This window comes from Mycobacterium sp. 852002-51152_SCH6134967 (genome assembly GCF_001667105.1).
Classification (GTDB): domain Bacteria; phylum Actinomycetota; class Actinomycetes; order Mycobacteriales; family Mycobacteriaceae; genus Mycobacterium; species Mycobacterium neumannii_A.
In genome coordinates this window covers 422,266-439,748 of sequence record NZ_LZIK01000068.1, presented here as the reverse complement: position 1 = coordinate 439,748, position 17,483 = coordinate 422,266, and the positions used below count along the sequence as shown (strand labels likewise).

Genomic DNA, 17,483 nt, shown 5'->3' with positions numbered 1-17,483 from the left:
ACTGTCGGCGGGGAAGTCAGATCGCCGCCGTGACGAGTACCGCGAGGCTGGGATATCAACCCAAGATAGAACGGTACAGCCTCGGTTCGGCGGTCAGCAAACATTTGGCAGCGAATGTCAATCGCGGCCGAGGTCAACCGGCCGCCGAATGTGAACGTGTGGCGAGATTCGGACACCCGAATTCCGCAGAGGATTCACACTCGGCAGCGGCGTGAGGTGTAGGGCCAGGGAGTGTTGCGCTCCGGGACGGACTCCGCGCGGGCCTGCTTGAGTTGCATGCGCAGGTGCTGACGCAAGTCATGCAGCTCCGGATCGGTCCACCGGTTACGGGCCTCGCACGGGTCGTCGGTCAGGTCGTACAGCTCCCACTGGTCGTCGAGCGGCGACGTCCGATATGCCTCACCGCCGATGCCGTTGGCCGCGAGATGACGCACCCCCGGCTCCGTCCACGTCGACGGATCGTCGAACGTCCGTACCAGCTTCCACAGATGCCCCTGGCCGCCGGCGGCGTCTTCCTCGTTGACGCGCACCACCAGTCCCTCGAAGTTCGATGCGACGTGCGCCGGCACCCGAATCCGCAGAGGCGCAGGGGGTTTCGCCGACAGCTTCAGCTTGCGGGCCATACCGGACGCGCCGGTGTCACCTTCGAGCACGTTGTCGCGGGTCATCAGGTACACCGCTCGCGATTCGTCCACCGCTCCGCCGTCGACCACCGGCATCAGATTGCGGCCCGGCAGGTCGTGCACCTCGGAGAAGGTTTCGGCCAGCTTCGCTGCCGCGGCCTCGACGTCGACTCCGGCGGCGCCCAACAACGTCGGGACGATGTCCACGTGCGACGTCGGCGCCGTCACCGTCCGTGGCTGCGTGGCCTGCTCACCGATGCGCGCCACCACGAAAGGCACCCGCGTCGCCTCGTCGTACAGGTTGAACCACTTCTGGTGCAGTCCGCCGTGCGCGCCGAGCAGGTCGCCGTGATCCGAAGTGCGGACCAGCACCGCGTTCTGCGAGCCGCCCTCGGTGACCGCGCGTCGCACGCGATCGATCGGGGCGTCGACCTCGGCGTGCAGCCGGTAGTACAGGTCCCGGTACCGCTGGGCCTGACGGGTGTAGGTGCGGTCGATGGCCGGAGCCGGTCCGTAGCCCGAGTAGTAGGCCTCCCGGTAGGCGATCTGCGCGGCGGGTTTGGTCGACAGGTCCTCGTCGGCGGTCGGCGCCGGCGGGATCGGCGGCGGGTCGAGCGGCAACGGGCGTACCGGACTGCGCCGTTGCCACGCCGGGAACAGCACGATGTCGTGCGGGTTGACGAAGCTGGCCACCAGCAGGAAGGGCCGCATCGCGTCGACGTCTCCCGCACGGCGGCGGTCGTAGCGGTCCCTGAGCCACGCCACCACGCGGTCGGCGATCAGCGGATCGCGCCGGAGTCCCGCGTTGGCCAGCGGGGCGCCATGCGGCTCTGGGCCGACCCAACCCGAAAAGCCATACGGTGCAAGGGGATCGGCGTCGAGATAGCGTTGCACCGCTTTGGGGTCGACGACGCCGTTGGCGTCGTTGGTGGCCAGCGGCTGACCGGTCGACGGGTCGGTCAGGTCGGCGTGCGAGATGTGCCACTTGCCGTCGTAGTGCGTGTCGTAGCCGGCCGCCCGGAACCAGTTGCCCAGCGTGGGTACCTCATTCGGGCGCAGCCAGCGCATGCGGGAATCGTCGTAGACCTTGCCGATGCCGTCGGTCTGCGTCACGCCGTGCAGGTCGGGGTACTGGCCGGTGAAGATCGTCGGGCGACTGGGCACGCATGCCAGCGATCCGGTGTAGTGCCGTTGGAAGCTCACGCCGTGCTCGTCGAACCAGGCGCGACCGGTGAGGGTGTCGCGTCGCCAAGCGAGGACGTCGGGCGCCTCGTAGGGCGGCACCGCGCGCTCCTCGTCGGTCATCACGATGATGATGTCGGGCCGATCTGTCATGGGGCGTTCTCCAATCGCTTCGCCAGCGCGGCGAGCATTTTGTCGGATCCGCGGGCCAACGCCCGGCTGGCCAACCGTTCGACGAGTTGCTGCGTTCTGCCGCGGCCTTTTCGCACGGTGCTGGTGATCGTCACGACCGTCTCGCCACCGCTGGTCGGTTCGAGTTTCCAGCGGTTGCTCACCTTGCCCAAGAACGTGGGCAGGCCCTCGATCTCATAAGCGAGGACATATTGCGGATCACATTCCGTGACGGTTTCGACCAGCGTGTTGCGGCCGATCTGCACGCGCCGCGCCGTCCCGACCAACGCGCCGTCCGGACCGCGCGTCAGGATGCAGGAGTGGTCGACGTCGAGCCACGACGCGATGGCGCCGAAATCGGCGAGTACATCCCAGATCTGCGTCGGGCTCGCGGCAATGACGCGGTTGCGGTCGGCTTCGGCCACGGCCCCACCGTACGTGAAACTGACGACGCCGTCAGGCGAACACTATCCCGTGTGAGCCGGCGGGCGGGGCAGCGCGTCACGATAGGCGTCCTCGTAGTCCTCGATGCCGATCTTCACCGTCGGATCGATCCCGTTGAAGTAGTTGGTGAGCGCGGTCCGGAAGTCGACGAAACCGTTCTCGAGCGGTTTGAGCTGGCCGGTGACCGGATCGATCAGGCCCGCCTCGGCGAAGAACCGTGGATCGCCGATGTTGTTGTCGAGCAACCGCTGGGCGACCGCGTACTGCAGCGCTTCGGAACTCTCCTGGACGATGTACGTCGGGTTGTCGGGCACCGGCGCATCCCCGACGAAGATGTCCTGTAGCGGGTCGCCCGGCATCTTGCCGTAGAAGTCGAGAAAGCTTTTGACACCCGGAACTTCGCCGCCGACCGTCTTGGCGAACTCGAACCACTCTTGGCGGCTCTCATACGCGCGAACCTCTTGCAGGTTGCCGTACTTGATGGCGTCGTTGTCGGCGATGTTGGCGCCCGAGTCGATGATGCCGCGCAACGTGCCCGCCGACTGCAGATCCGCGGTGTCGACGGTGCCGCCGTCGATGACGGACTGCTCGAAGTTCGCTTGGTACTGCATGCCGTTGAGGTAGGCCTGACTGTTCAGGGTGGCGGCGGCCTGGGGGTCGGTGTCGATGACCGCGAAAAGGTCCCGGGTGATGGGCATCTCGGGATTCTTCAGATCGTCGAGCGGCGCGAAACCCCGGGTGTTGTCGAGCGGATTGCCCAGCATGTCGTCGATGTACGGCTTGTTGGCGTCGGCGAGCGCCCGCGCGAGGTCGGGATTGACCTGTCCGAGCGACTGGCCATCGGTGCCGCGGATGTCGAGCAACTGCGGGGAGTTCTGTCCGGCCCACTTGTCGACCGCGTGCATGGTCTGACCTGTCTGCTCGGCCTGGAACGCCTGGGTGGGATCGGTCAGGTCCGTCGGGACGGCGCCGGCGCCGGTGCCGTTGAGCAGATTGCCTGCCGCCGCACCGTTGTCGGCCCACTGGTGTGTGAACAGGTCCTCGATGAAGCCGCCGTTGGGGGTATTGCCGTCCGCTCCGGCCAGCGCGCCGTGGACGGCCATCGGGTCGCGTCCTGCGGCGTTGAGCATGTCCTGCACGGCCGGGTCCACGAGACGCTGGCCCAGCCCGATGTTCTCTTTCCAGGCGATGTCGGGCGCTTCGTGCATGTTCTGCAGGATCTGCTCCGACTTGTCCAGCAGCGCGTTGTCCAGTGCGGTGCCCTGCTGCAGCTTGGCGTCACCCGCGGACACGATCGCAGCGACATCGCGGTATTCGTCGAGGCGCGGGAACGGCTTGTACGGGTCGGGCCATTCGAGGGTGGGGTTGCCCTTGTCGTTGGTTCCGGCGGTGGGGGCGGTGGGCCCGCGCAGCGGCGCCTCGAACGTTTCGCGAATGCCCGACGGCAGGTTCTGCATGCCACCGCGGGTGGGTACATAGCCGGCGTCGCCGGGTTTGGCGTCGGGATTGACTCCGGCGACCGTGATGTTCTCGTTGGAGACCAGCTGCAGGGCGTCGGCGACGCGACCTCCGTTGGGGCCGAGTTGGTCCATCATCGCGCGAATCTCGGCCGGGCTCTTGCCATCCAGCGACCGCGACAGCTGGTTCAGGTAGTCCATCTGGCTGGCCGGCAGCACCAGCTCACCGCGCGCCAACGCGTCCTGCTCCTGCGGAGTCAGCGTGGTGTTCTCCTCGAGCCGGGCGAGCTCTTCGGGGGTGAGCTCCCCGTCCTGCAGCGAATCCCCGTCGGCGCTGCCCTGCTCGGCGGGTGTGGCCGGATCGCCACCGGTGGCCGCGGACAGCACCCGCGCCAGGTCGCCGTCGACCTCCTCGGCGGCGGCCAGCACCGCGACCGCGCGGTTCTGGACCTCGGCCATCTTCTTCTCGAGCTGCGCGATGTCCTCGTCCGACCACCCGGTGGTGTCGGGCGGGGTCACCGTGTTGGTGGCCAGGTCGATCTGGACCGCCGGTGCGGCCGCCGCATAGTCGAGGAGGCTGTTGAGGCCGTTTTTGACCGAGCGGGCATCGGCCGCGGCTTTCTGAGCCCCCAGCGACACCAGAATCGCTTCCTTCTGCGTGGTGTCGAGCCTGGTGGCCGACTGCTCGATGGCCTGCTGCGCGGCTTCGCCGGCCCGGCCCTTCCACGACCCGAACACCGAGAGATTGCGCAGCGCCTCGGCGGTCTCACCGCTGGTGCGGGCCCGGTGCGCGGCGGCCTTGGACACCTCGTCGATCTGCTCGGGTTGCCAACGCGCCACGTCGGCCAACGTCATCCCCACGGGTCAGAGCCCCATGGTGCCCAGATTCGCTCCCGCAGAGTCGATTTCGGTAGCAGCGTTGTCATCGGTGCGGACATACTTCGCCGCTGCCGAGCGCAGATCCTCGGCGTGTTTGAGGAGTTCGGTGTAATGCGCGGCGGACTCCTCCTCCCACTTCGTGGTGGTTGCTGAGAGCCCCGATGCGCTCGATCCGATCCAGCCGGGCGCGGCGGCGCCCATTCGCTCGTGCGCGGTGCCGTGGGCAGACCTCAGGCTGTCGGCGGCCGCGTTGACGTGGTCGGCGGCCATCCGGACCTCCAACGGGTCTACCCGCAGATTGTCGCTCATTAGCCTTTCCCAACGCTCGCCGACGGTCCAGGGGACACACATGTTTGCCGGCCAACATTACCATCGCCGAGATACCCCTAGATGCACGAATTTTGGGAGCGTCCCTGCGGGTGCTGGTGGAGCGCGGGAGTTTGCTGGGTCGGTTACCCCAACCGCGCGACGAGCGCGTCGGTCACTTCGGCGGTCGACGCCCGCCCGCCGAGGTCTCCAGTGCGGGTCTCCGGTGCGGCCAGTGTCGACGCGATGGCGCCCATCACCTCACCGGCGGCGTCCGCGTGCCCGAGATGCTCGAGCATCAGCGCCGCCGACCACACCGCGCCGATCGGGTTGGCGATGCCCTGCCCGGCGATATCGGGGGCCGACCCGTGCACGGGCTCGAACATCGACGGGTACTGCTTGGTGGGGTCGAGATTGGCCGACGGAGCTATCCCGATCGAACCCGCCACCGCGGCGGCGAGGTCACTGAGGATGTCGCCGAACAGGTTCGAGCCGACGACGACGTCGAATCGCTGTGGCTGCAGCACGAATTTGGCGGCCAGCGCGTCGATGTGCTCGCTGTCGAGCCGCACGTCGGGGTAGTGCGACGCCCGCTCGGCGACCACCTCGTCCCAGAACGGCAGCGTGTGCACGATGCCGTTGGACTTGGTCGCCGACGTCACGTACCCGCGGCGGGTGCGGGCGAGCTCGAACGCGAAGTCCGCAATGCGGCCGACCCCGTTGCGCGTGAAAACCGACTCCTGGACCGCCATCTCGTCGGGGAAGCCGCGGTTGAGCCGTCCGCCGATCTCGCTGTACTCACCTTCGACGTTCTCGCGGACCACGACGAAGTCGACGTCCTGCGCCGTGCGCAGCGGGCTTTCGACGCCGGCGAACACCCGGATCGGCCGCATGTTCACGTACTGGCGGAACGCGCGGCGGATCGGGATGAGCAGACCCCACAGCGACACGTGGTCGGGCACGCCCGGCCACCCGACCGCGCCCAGGAAGATGGCGTCGAACCCGCGCAGCGTCTCGATGCCGTCGTCGGGCATCAAAGCGCCCTCGTCCGCGTATCGTTGACACGACCAGTCGAACTCGGTGTACGACAACGCGATTCCATGTTTCTTCGCGACCGCGTCGAGCACTGCGCGCGCCGACGCGATGACCTCGGTACCGATCCCGTCACCGGGTATGACGGCGATTTCGGTCATGTACCCAATCCCAAGAGGCTGATCATCAGCGGCAGCAAGATGATGATCAGGATAGCGCCCGCGATGTCGAACGCGACGCCGGAGCGGATCATCTTCGTGATCGCGACGACGCCCGAGCCGTAGACGATCGCGTTCTGTGGGGTGGACACCGGCAGCATGAAGCCGAACGACGCCGCGAACGTCGCCGCCAGCGCCGGCACGAACGGGTTGATGCCCGCGGCGATTGCCACCGGTATCACGATCGGCACCACCACCGCGGCCGACGCGGTGTTGCTTGTGGTTTCGGAGACGATGATCGCCAGGATCACCGCGAAGATCGTGATCGCGATGCCGCTCGTCAGGCCGAGCGCGTCGTTGACGGAGGTGCCGATGGTCTCGGCTAGCCCGGTCGAGGAGATCAGCGAGCCGAAGATGATGCCGGTACCGAACAGGATGATTGTGCCCCAGTCGATTTCGGCGGCGTCCTTCCAGCGCAGGGTGAACTCGCGGCTCTGCCAGTCGGTGGGCAGCAGGAACAGCAGCGAGGCGCCGAAGACCGCGACCACGCCTTCGTCGAGGCGGTCGCTGACGAATTCGTAGGTGGTGGACTCGGTTCCGGTGATCACCGCGACCACACCGGGCAGGATCCACAGCGTCACGGTGACGCCGAACGCGATCAGGGTGTTCTTCTCGGCCCGCGACAGCTTGCCCAGCTTCTCGCGCTCGCTGGCCACATACTCGGCGACGCCGTCGATGCGTTTGATCTCTGGTCTGTTGAGCCGCAGCAGGATCAGCGCCAACAACAGGAACATCACGAAGCAGATGGGAATCGCCAGCACCATCCACTGTCCGAAGCTGATCCGCTCGCCGGTGGCCTCTTCGATCAGCCCGCGCCCGATCAGGTTCGGCGGGCTGCCGACCGGAGTGAGCAGGCCGCCCACGCTGGCGCCGTAGGCGAGCATCAGCATGAGGGCCGCGCCCACCCGCAGCCGTTGCGGATCGAAGTCGGGTTCGACGTCGCCGCGCTGCTGGAGCAGTTTGGCGATCACCGAGAGGATGCCGATCGCCGTCGGCAGGAGCATCGCCACCGTCGCGGTGTTGGAGACGAACGCCGACAGCAGACACGTGATCGCGCCGAACGCGAGGATGACGCCGGTGGTCGAGCGGCCGGCTCGCGGCAGGGCCAGGATGCGGAACGCGAAGCGTCGCGCCACACCGTGTTTGAGCATCGCCTGGGCGAGGATGAACGCCCCGATGAACGTGAAGATGGTCGAGGATCCGAACGGGCCGAGCACGTCGTCGACGGGTGCGACCCCGAGGAACACCGCGACCGCCACGCCGAGTAGGCCGCCGATCGGGATCGGCACCGCCTCGGTGATCCACAGCGCGATCACGCCGAGCAGAACGGCGCCAAGCACCTGTTGCTCGCGGGGGATGTCCATCGGCAGGACGAGGAAGACGGCGGTCAGCAGCGGTGCGAGGAACAGGCCGAGCGTGCGGCGGCCTTTCTCGAACCGTTCCTCTCGCGGTGAGAGTTTCTGTTCGCCCAGGCTTCGGTAGGTCGCGCTGCCGAGCAGTGCCTTGTCGACATCGGTCGGTGTGACCTGGTTCTCCGTGCTCATTGCCGGCTCCGTCCACCCGGTGGTGTGTGCAACGCCACAATCGCCGGGAGGGAGTGCCCGGTGAGCGGGCGGGGCTAAACATCGCGAGCGCATCCAGCCGGTCGCCCGAACGTGGGTTACCCGCACGCATCCGGCGCGATCAGTGTGCGGGTAATCCACGTTCGCGCCAGAAGTCGGCGGCGCAGGCGGCGGGCGCAGGCGGCGCGGGAGAAGTCAGGGGCGCAGGCGGCGGGCCAGGCCCGATGCGCGCACGGCCCGGCGCTGCACGGCGGCCCGCACCGAGGCCTCCGGACCGACGACCCGGATCTTCTCTTTCGCCCTGGTCACCGCGGTGTAGAACAACTCGCGGCTGAGCAGCCGCGAATCCTCGGGCGGCAGCAGCACCGTGACCTCGTCGGCCTGGCTGCCCTGCGACTTGTGAATCGTCATCGCATGCATCGTGTCGACCTCGGCGAGTCGGCTGGTCGCGAACTCCAACCGTTCCGTGCCGGCGATGACCGCGCGCAGCACCCCGTCGCGCAGCATCGTCACACCCGTGTCGCCGTTGTAGAGGTTGAGCCCGTAGTCGTTCGCGGTCACCAACACCGGCCGCCCGGCGTACCACGTCGACCAGATCGGCTCGCCGGTCAACTCCGATAGCCACCGCTCGACCTGGTGGTTCCAGTACCGCACCCCGAACGGGCCGCGGCGATGCGCGCACAGCAACCGGTGTTCGGCCAAGATGCCCAACGCCGCGTCGCCGTCACCGAGAACCGCCGCCGTTCGCAGCGCAATCGCGTTGGGCACCAATACCTTACGGAGCTGCTCCGACGGTTCCTCGGTGTCCACCCATTCGATGTGGTCTCCGCCCGAGCGCAACACGTCGATGACCGCGTCCGCGTCGCCGGTGCGGATCGTGGTGGCCAGCCGCCCGATCGACTCGCCGAATCGGTGCGACGTCTTCAACTCCGCGATCCGGTCCTGGCCAAGACCGTCGACCAGATCGGCGAGGACCGCACCCGCCTCTACCGACGCCAACTGGTCCGGGTCGCCGACCAGGATGAGCCGGGCCTCCGGCCGCACCGCCTCCAGCAGTCGCGCCATCATCGTCAGCGAGACCATCGACGTCTCGTCGACGACGATCACGTCGTGCGGCAACCTGTTGTGGCGGTTGTGCCGGAACCGCGCCGACGTGTCCGGCCGGCTCCCGAGCAGGCGGTGCAACGTCGTTGCGTGCAGCCCGGACAACGCTTGGCGGTCGGCGGAGTCGAGTTTGTCCACCTCCAGTTGCACGGCCTCCTGCAGACGCGCCGCCGCCTTCCCCGTCGGCGCCGCCAGCGCGATCCGCAGCCGTGTTCCGCTGGTGAGGAGCGCGAGCAGGCGGGCGACCGTCGTGGTTTTCCCCGTGCCCGGCCCGCCCGTGAGCACCGTCAGACCCTGCGACAGCGCCAGTTCCGCGGCAGCGCGCTGCTCCTCGAAGCCCGGCGGAAAAAGCCTGTCCAGGTCCGGCAAGGGCGCGGTGGGCCTGCCGGCGGTCATCGACAGGATGTCGCCGCACACCTGCTGCTCCTCGAGCCAGTACCGGTCGAGGTACAGCAGGTCTCCGTCGACGTGCAGCGCCGGTGGCCGACCGGTCAGCGGGTGCGCGGCGATGGCGGCGAACCAGTCGTCGACGGCGGGCCACGGTAGCCCGTCGATGCCGACCTGCTGCTCGACGGTCCGCAGGTTCAGGCATACCGACCCGTTGCGCAGTGCGCGCACCACAAGCCCAACAGCGAGCGCGACCCGTTCGTCGGGCGCCTTGACGAGATCACAGAGCCGTTGTGCAACATGTACATCCGACGCATCGAGAACTTCGGCGTCGCTGAAGGTGCGCAGCAGCCCGGTGGCGCTGATCGCCCGCCGCCACTCCACGCCGGTCACGCCGCGGCCCTGCCCGCGTCGAGCAGATCCGACAGCGCGGTGATCAACGCCGTCGGCGGTTGCCAGCTGAACACACCGGCGGGATGACCGTCCTCGATCGGGGTGTCCGGCCCGCACATCCCGCGCAGAAACAGATACAGCACGCCGCCCAGATGCCGCTCGGGCGTGTACCCGGCCAGCCGCCACCGCAGAAAGCGGTGCAGCACAACGCTGTATAGCAACGCCTGCAGCGGATAGTCCGAGTGCAGCATCGCCTCGGCCAGCCGCGGGCGGGAGTAGTCCGCCGCGGTGAGGGGCCGGTTGGGGTCGCCCAGCCAGTTCGTCTTGTAGTCGACGACGAGGTAACTGTCGTTGATGCGCAGCACCGCATCCACCGAGCCCGACAGGTAGCCCTTCAGTGGTTGCGGTCCCAGGCCCGCTCCGGTCAACCGCTCCGCATACGAAGCCAGCGGGTCGTCCGCGGGTAGGTGTGCATGTAGCAGCTCGCCGACGTGAGCGAGCCGGATGTCGGGCGCAGACCCGCGCAAATCGCCGCCCGCCAAGGGGAATTCGAAGTCCATCTCCAGCATCCGGTCCCGCAGCCCGATCTGCCGGAGCGTGGCGCCGTCGGCCAGTGGTCCGAGCGGCGTGTCGTGCATCGGCACCATCGCCGCCGCCAGCTCACCGGCGTCGACGTCGACCGGCCACCACGCGGAGTGCTCACGGATCCGAGCCTGAAGTTCCGCGGCGAGATCGACGGCGAACGGATCCGCGGTCTCGAGCACCGCGTGCACCAACGAGCCGAACTTCGCGCCGGTTGGCAGCTCGGCCATCGGCGATGGCACGTCGGCCCCGATCGTCTCTGTCGTCAAGGGGATTTCGGCGACCTCGTCGTCGAGTTCGACCACTTCGGGCTCACTGCTGACCGGTGTCGCCTCGACCGCGCGGATCAATCCGCTGTAGGACGTTCGGCGCCACGCCGTGTCGATGAGACGGTGGAAATGGCGGGCCCGGACTCCGTCGGGATCGGGCGGCTCCGGGCGCGCGGGCCTCGGACGCGGCACCAACTCCTCGATCACCGGTCCGCCGACGGCCTCCCACTCTCTGAAGCGCGCCATCGCATCGTCATCGGAAACCTTGCCGGGGACAACGACATCCGGAACCATCGGCTCGCCGGGCCGCCGGCCGCGCAGCAGCCGTGACAGTCCACCGTTCGGCTCGTCACGGGAGGGCGCCCACCAGGCGACCAGTTGCGACTGGGCCCGCGTCATCGCGACGTACATGAGGCGGCTGTCGTCGCTGGCGTCCTCCTCGCGGCCCGCCTTGGACACCGCGTGGAAGTCGGGGCTGTCGTTGCCGCCGATATGCAGGCACCGTGTGTCGCCTTCGTGGTAGAGCACCAGCTCGGGTTCGAACACGTGACGATTGAACGCGAACGGCAGATAGACGACAGGGAACTGCAGGCCCTTGGCGACGAACACAGTCATCACCTGAACGGCCGCAGCGTCGTTGTCGAGGCGGCGGAATCGCTCAGCGGCGCCGCTGCGTTCGTCGCGCTGGGCCCGCAGCCAGTCCCGCAGCGCGGGCAGCGTGAAGTGTTCGCGGTGGGCGGCCTCCTGCAGCAGCTGGGTCATGTGGGCCAGGTCGGTCATCTGGCGCTCACCGTTGCGCCACGACAACACGCGATCGCCCATGCCGGCCAGTTGCGCAGCCTCGAAGATCGCCGCCACCCCGCGCTCTCGGGCGTGACCCGCCCACTCCCGCAGCGTCTCTGCGATGCGGTCGGTCAGCCGGTCGCCGCCCGTGACGAGTGACTCTGCCGTCTCGCCGAAGAACATAGTCGCGGCCGCCGCGCGGACCACACCGGGCCGGTGCGGCTGGTCGAACGCCTCGAGCAGCGCCAACCAGTCCTCGGCGGCGTCGGAGCTGAAGATGTCGGAGTCGCCGGTGTACACCGCGGGAATGCCCGCGTCGCACAGCGCCCGGTAGCAGACTCGCGCATCGCGGTGGTTCTCGACGATGACCGCGATGTCACCCGCACCGAGGGGACGACCGTCGAACGTGGCGCCGGCGTCGATCAGCGCACCGATGTCGCTCGCCAGATCCTTGGGGATGTGGGCGCGCAGCTGATCGATCGGCAGGACGCTGGTTCCGCTGCGGCCGAATGTGTTTCGACGCACAACCCGCAATCGGAACGGATCGCCGCACGGTGCGCCGACGAGCCGCGAACCTTCGTGCTTGGCGGCGACGTCGTGCACGACGATCTTCTCGTGGCCCAGTTGCGCGCCGCGCAGCACCGCCTGCAGCCGGTTCACCAGCGCCTCGTCGCTGCGCCAGTTGGTGGCCAACGTCTTCTGGACGTCGGCCTTGGAGGCGGCGCTCAGATAGGTGACGATATCGCCGCCGCGGAAGGCGTAGATCGCCTGCTTGGGGTCGCCGATCAGGATGAGTGTCGATCGTCCGGTGAACGCGCGGTCGATCACGCGCCACTGCACCGGATCGGTGTCCTGGAACTCGTCGACCATCACGATCGGCCAACGCTGGTGCATGCGCAGCTGCGCGGGGGAGTCGTCGGCCTCCAGCGCATCGGCCAACCGGCTTAGCAGATCGTCGTAACCGAGAATCCCCTTGCGCCGCTTGCGGACCTCCAGCTCGCCGAGAACGTCTCTGGCGAACCGGACGCAGACCTGGGCGCGTGAGTCCGGTGCGGGGTCCTTCGGCCGCAGCTCGGTCGCCGGGTGCTCGACGACCTGTTTGGCCAGCCGCAGCGCATCGGGATAGGTCAGCAGCGGGTTGTCGCGTTCGCGACCGAAGTGGTGCAGGTAGAGGTCGTCGACGATCTCGGTGACCAGTTCCTCGAGGCTTTCGACCAGAGTGACGCGCGAGTCGCTGTCGCCCGCGACGCCCAGCGATTTGAGCACCAGCTGGCAGAACTGGTGTGTGGTGGCGATCGTCGCGGCGTCGAACGCGGCCAGCGCGTCACGCAGATTGCGTTCACGGTCGGCGAGTTGGTCGGGGGTGCCCTGGAGCAGATGGTCGATGATCTCGTTGGTGTCGACGCTCGACGGATCGATGAAAGCCTGTACGGCGTCGACGATGTGACGCCTGACCCGGTCTCGCAGTTCCTGGCTGGCCGCGCGGCTGAACGTGATCAGCAGCATCTGGTCGAGCGTCGCAACACCCTCGGCGAGGTAGCGCGTGACCAGCCCGGCCAACGCGAAGGTCTTACCGGTGCCTGCGCTGGCTTCCAGCACAGTGGTGGAGCGTTCGGCGGGTAGCTCACCCAGAAGATCGAAGGGTTCCATCAGGTCTCCAACGCCCGCAGCATCGGCAGCCACAGCCGACCGGCGTAAGTGTCGAGACCGCGTCCGACGAGGTGTGCCAACCACGTGTTCTTGCCGAACGCCAGTTGGTAGGCGGGTTCGGCCTCCTCGCCGGGATACATACCGGAGCGCCACTTGTAGCCGGCCCGCTGCTCGGGGTCGCCGTGGCCGTGCACGGCCTCTGCCCACGCGTAAGACGTCTTCACCGGCAGCGGGAGCGGTTCGCGGCGGCCCTGGTCGTACATCGCCACCAGATCGGCGAGCAGATCGCGGGCATGCTCGGCCGGCCTGCCCATCGACTCGACCCGCGGCGTGGTGCCGCGTCGGGCCCGCCCGATGCTGACCGCCTTGAACTCGCGACCGGGTTCGTGAGCGAGCAACGCCAGCAACAGGATCCACGGTTGCAGCAGATGACGGCCGTCGAGCTTGGAGTAGGTGACCGAGACCAGCCGCTCACCGTAGACCGGCGTGACGGTTCCGGTGACCCGCCGGCCACCGCCGATCTCGACGTCGATGTCGATCGCCGTCGCATCGGCGCCTCGGTACGGTCGCGCGACGTCGGAGATGAGCGAGGCCTGCTCACAGATCTCATTAGCGCGACGCCATCCGAGGTGGCCGGGAGGCAGTGTGCCGCGCCGCCACTCGGCCTGGCGCGCCTGGTCGGGATCCATGCCGCTCAACATGTCCCGCAGCACGCGATCGCCGACCGTCCACTCCTCGAGCGCATCGATGTCGACGGGCATCGAATCCTCGACCCCGTCGACCTCCCACGGCAAGGTGTAGTCCATGGCGCGGAAGAACCCCTTGACGGGATCGCGGAAGAATCCGGCGAGATCGGCGAGCACGACATCGTCGGGTGGGGGCGGGGGCAGCGGTCCGGAGACGAAGGCCGGCCGTTCCGCGCGCTCGGCCGCGCGGGTGAGCGCCGCGCGTTGCACCGTGGAGTCGAACGTGAACGGCTCTTTCGGGATCAGCGCGCCGGGGATGACGTTGCGGGTGTCGAACGGCTGCAGTGGATGATGCACCACAAGCGTGTCGCGGACGGGCTGCTCGGTGGTGCGGTCCAGGGTGTCGAGCAGTTCGGCCAGCGGAACGGCGGGCGGTCGCTCCTGACCGGAGTACTCGTTGGCGCCGGTGTAGGTGATCACCAGCGTCTTGGTGGCCGCGCCGATGGCGTCGAGCAGCAATTGCCTGTCCTCGGACCGGATGTCGCGTTCCCCGGTCATCGGGTCACGGGCGAGCGCGTCGTCACCGTCGACCACACCCAGCCGGGGGAACACTCCGTCGTCGAGACCGACCAGGCACACCACCCGGTGCGGCACCGACCGCATCGGCACCATCGTGCACACCGTCAGGGTGCCGGTGCGGAAGTTCGCGCGGGTCGGCCGGCCGGCGAGGTGGCGGTCGAGCAGGGCGCGGACGTCGGACAGCCGCATCAGGGTCTCTGCGCGAGTGCCCGCGGTGGCCAGCACGTCGGCGAACTCGCGCTCGAGTTGCGCTGTCTGCCAGGCATCGTCGTCGCCAACTCGGGTCAGCAAGGCGATGCTGTCGGTCAGCGCCTGCAGCCACTGCTCTAGTGGTCGCGTCCCGGTGAGGGATTGCACGGCATGTCGCAGGCGGTCGATGTACTCGGCGAGCTGGCCGGCCAGGTCGACCCGGTTGCTGCTCACGTCGTCGAGGGGCAGCGTGGTGTCGAGCCAGGCCTGGGAGTCGTCGGACATGGCCACCCCCGCCAGCGCCCGGTCGATGCCGAAACGCCATGTGTTCTGGACGAAGTCGACGCCATACGGCCGGCGGTGCTCGGTGTCGAAGCCCCAGCGGATGTTGGCCTGGCGAACCCAGCGGGTGATGTCCTCGAGGTTGTCGTCGGTGAAGCCGAAGCGGGCCCGCACCGGCGCGGCCTGCGCGAGGTTGAGCACCTCACTGGATGTGGCCCGCCCGCCGGCCAACGTCAGTAGCTGGGACGCGACCCCGAGCAGCGGATTGGTCTGGACGAGCGATCGGTCGGCGAGCCGCACGCGCAACTGATGTGCGGGGTGCACGCCCTTGATCATGTCGCCCAGCCCGAAACCGGCCACGATCAGCGGCGCGTAGGTCTCGATGTCCGGACACATGACGAGGATGTCGCGCGGTTCGAGCGTCGGGTCGTCGGCGAGCAGTCCGAGCAGGACTTCGCGGAGCACGTCGATCTGGCGGGCCGGCCCGTGGCAGCTGTGCACCTGTACCGAACGGTCGATGGCGGTGTGCCTCCGGCCTTCTCGACGGATCGTGTTGTCGCCGATGTCGGATTGCAGCCAACCGAGGAGCGTGTTCGGATGGGCCCGGCCGCCGAGATATTCGTCGGTGCGGGCATCGTCGGGCAGCGCACGCTGCAGTTCGCGAAGGTCGCGGCCGAGCGTGGCGAGCAGAGGGTGCCCGACACGGCGATGGCTGGTGTCCTCGCGACGAGGGATCTGGCCGTGTGTTCCCTTGAGTTGCTGCCAGAGGTCGTCGCTTGGATGCGGCAGCCACAGATGCAGGTCGTGGTGAGTGGAAAGCGCGTCGAGCAGTTCGATCTCGGTGCTGGGCAACCTGGTGTGCCCGAACAGCGACAATCGCTCGGGCAGATCGGTCGGCGACTCCCTCAGCCTCACAACGGTTTTGGTGTGGCGGACGTGCGGTGTGTCGGCGTCGATGTGCGCGATGAGCGCGCGCCACAGCGGCGGCTGCCAGGCGAGGTCGGCCGGGATGGTGCCGTCGGCGCCGTTCTCCCAGTCGACCAGCAGTCGCGGGCGTTGGCGGGCGTAGGAGGCGAACAGCCCGGCCAGCCTGCGGGCGACGGCGTAACGCCGGCCCTGCCTCAGCTCCCTCTCCTCGCCGGATTCGAAGTGGCCGAGGTGGGTCGCCAGCGGTGTGCACCAGTCCTCGGTGCAGGAGGCGTCGATGACCTCCATCAGCGGCCACACCATCGCGTCGGGCGACCACGGGTCATCCTGCTCGGTACCGGTGAGCTCGGCGATCAGCGAGCGGGGATTGCGAAAGGCGATGCCGGCGCAGACGCCGTCGCTGCCGGCGCCACGCCCGAGCGCGTGGCTCAGTCGCTGGCTCAGCCAACGCTCGACACCCTTGGCCGGAACGATCACCAGTTCTTCGGCGAACGGGTCAGGTAGGGGATGGGAAAGCAGGGCGCCGAGCCCGTCGGCGAGAAGATCGGTGCGTTCTGCCCGATGGATGTGAAGCGCCATCGCAGCCCACGATAGGAGGTCGGTACGACGCGGCGCGGGGTTTACGGTGGCGGTGGACGTTTGCAAGCGAGGAAGCCAGGGAAGCCAACATTTCGATGATTCGCTCGATGGCCGCGATGATGACCATGGCCGCCTGCATTCCGTTGGTCGCGACGCCGGTCGCGAACGCCCAGCCATCGTGCGGTCCCGACCAGGCCGACGCGCTGCGCCTGGCGTTCGCGCAGCTGCCGTTCGAGCCGCTCACCGGCGCCAAGTGGGACACCACGCCCGTCGACAGCAACTATGACCCGTGCGCGGAGCTGTCCACGATCCTGGTAACCACCGAGGGCGGCACCGGTAGCTCGCCCGTGCAGGCGCTGCTGTTCCATCGCGGCGAATATCTGGGAACGGGCACTTCCAAGGCGTACGGCTTCACGTCACTGGATGCCGCGGCCAGCAGCGACGACATGGTGGTGCTGACCTACAAGGTGCCGGGTGAGTGCACTGCGTGCGAACCCGCGGCCATCCACAGCGCGCGGTACCGCTGGAATGGCGATCGCGCCGTGATGCTCGATCCGCCTCCACCGACGGCCTGAGGAAGGAGCGCGAGGTGAGCGAAACGACGTCACCGCGCCTTGGCCCGAAATTCCACGAGGCGCTGGGGTTCGCCGCAGAACTGCACCGCACCCAGACCCGCAAGGCCAGCGAGGTCCCGTATGTCGGGCACCTGCTGTCGGTTGCCGGGCTGGTGATCGAGGCCGACGGCACCGAGACCGAGGCCATCGCCGCACTGCTGCACGACGCCGCCGAGGATCAGGGCGGAGACGCGACACTGGTGCGCATCGAGGAGCGGTTCGGCGCCGACGTCGCCGCCATCGTCGAGGAGTGCAGCGACACCGTCGTCACACCCAAACCGCCGTGGCGCGAGCGCAAGCAGAGCTACATCGAACACCTGAACACCGCCTCCGACAGCACGATTCGCGTGTCGATGGCCGACAAGCTCGACAACGCCAGGGCGATCCTGCGCGACCTGCGCCGCTTCGGCCCGAAGGTGTGGCAGCGCTTCAACACCGACGACCCGCACGAGCATCTGTGGTACTACCGCTCGCTGCTCGAGGTGTACCGGCGCCGCAGCGACAGCTGGCTGGTCGACGAACTGTCCCGCGTCGTCGAGACATTGGCCGAGGAGATCGGCCCGCCGGTCGCCGCTACCGTCTGAG

At 68.2% G+C, this 17,483-nt stretch carries 11 protein-coding genes; 2 read left to right on the top strand and 9 right to left on the bottom strand.

Annotated elements, in window-relative coordinates; genetic code table 11:
* Positions 1-194: 194 nt before the first annotated feature.
* The 9 genes from A5790_RS23245 to recC all read right to left on the bottom strand — a co-directional run bounded on the left by A5790_RS23245 (position 195) and on the right by recC (position 16,284).
* The gene (locus tag A5790_RS23245; protein ID WP_066849721.1) at positions 195-1,958 is read right to left on the bottom strand and encodes a sulfatase-like hydrolase/transferase; all 1,764 of its coding nucleotides are present in this window, start codon (positions 1,956-1,958) and stop codon (positions 195-197) included.
* Entirely contained in the window at positions 1,955-2,401 is a 447-nt protein-coding gene (locus A5790_RS23240) for an SRPBCC family protein (protein ID WP_066849718.1), read from the bottom strand. The genes A5790_RS23245 and A5790_RS23240 overlap by 4 nt, the downstream gene beginning before the upstream one ends.
* Positions 2,402-2,443: 42 nt before the next feature.
* On the bottom strand, positions 2,444-4,738 hold the full coding sequence (locus tag A5790_RS23235; protein ID WP_156656492.1) for a hypothetical protein: 2,295 nt from the start codon (positions 4,736-4,738) through the stop codon (positions 2,444-2,446).
* 3 nt (positions 4,739-4,741) lie between these two features.
* A complete protein-coding gene (locus A5790_RS23230) occupies positions 4,742-5,065 on the bottom strand; it encodes a type VII secretion target (protein ID WP_066849712.1) in 324 nt (107 codons plus the stop codon).
* A 143-nt stretch (positions 5,066-5,208) separates the two neighbouring features.
* Entirely contained in the window at positions 5,209-6,255 is a 1,047-nt protein-coding gene (locus A5790_RS23225) for a tartrate dehydrogenase (RefSeq protein ID WP_066849708.1), read from the bottom strand.
* A complete protein-coding gene (locus A5790_RS23220; protein WP_066849705.1) occupies positions 6,252-7,856 on the bottom strand; it encodes a DASS family sodium-coupled anion symporter in 1,605 nt (534 codons plus the stop codon). The genes A5790_RS23225 and A5790_RS23220 overlap by 4 nt, the downstream gene beginning before the upstream one ends.
* Before the next feature lie 213 nt (positions 7,857-8,069).
* Positions 8,070-9,716 (bottom strand): exodeoxyribonuclease V subunit alpha, encoded by a 1,647-nt coding sequence (gene recD, locus A5790_RS23215; protein ID WP_066849864.1) that lies wholly within the window; start codon positions 9,714-9,716, stop codon positions 8,070-8,072.
* A gap of 38 nt (positions 9,717-9,754) precedes the next feature.
* The gene (gene recB, locus A5790_RS23210; RefSeq protein ID WP_066849702.1) at positions 9,755-13,042 is read right to left on the bottom strand and encodes an exodeoxyribonuclease V subunit beta; all 3,288 of its coding nucleotides are present in this window, start codon (positions 13,040-13,042) and stop codon (positions 9,755-9,757) included.
* On the bottom strand, positions 13,042-16,284 hold the full coding sequence (gene recC / locus A5790_RS23205) for an exodeoxyribonuclease V subunit gamma (protein ID WP_066849699.1): 3,243 nt from the start codon (positions 16,282-16,284) through the stop codon (positions 13,042-13,044). Before recC ends, recB begins: the two co-directional genes overlap by 1 nt.
* Before the next feature lie 107 nt (positions 16,285-16,391).
* On the opposite strand from recC, the gene A5790_RS23200 reads away from it, so the two are divergent.
* Positions 16,392-16,859, top strand: coding sequence for an LppP/LprE family lipoprotein (locus A5790_RS23200; RefSeq protein ID WP_197696864.1), 468 nt, complete (start codon positions 16,392-16,394; stop codon positions 16,857-16,859).
* A 14-nt stretch (positions 16,860-16,873) separates the two neighbouring features.
* Positions 16,874-17,482: an HD domain-containing protein gene (locus A5790_RS23195; protein WP_066849693.1), complete on the top strand. Its 609-nt coding sequence runs from the start codon at positions 16,874-16,876 to the stop codon at positions 17,480-17,482.
* Position 17,483 lies beyond the last annotated feature (1 nt).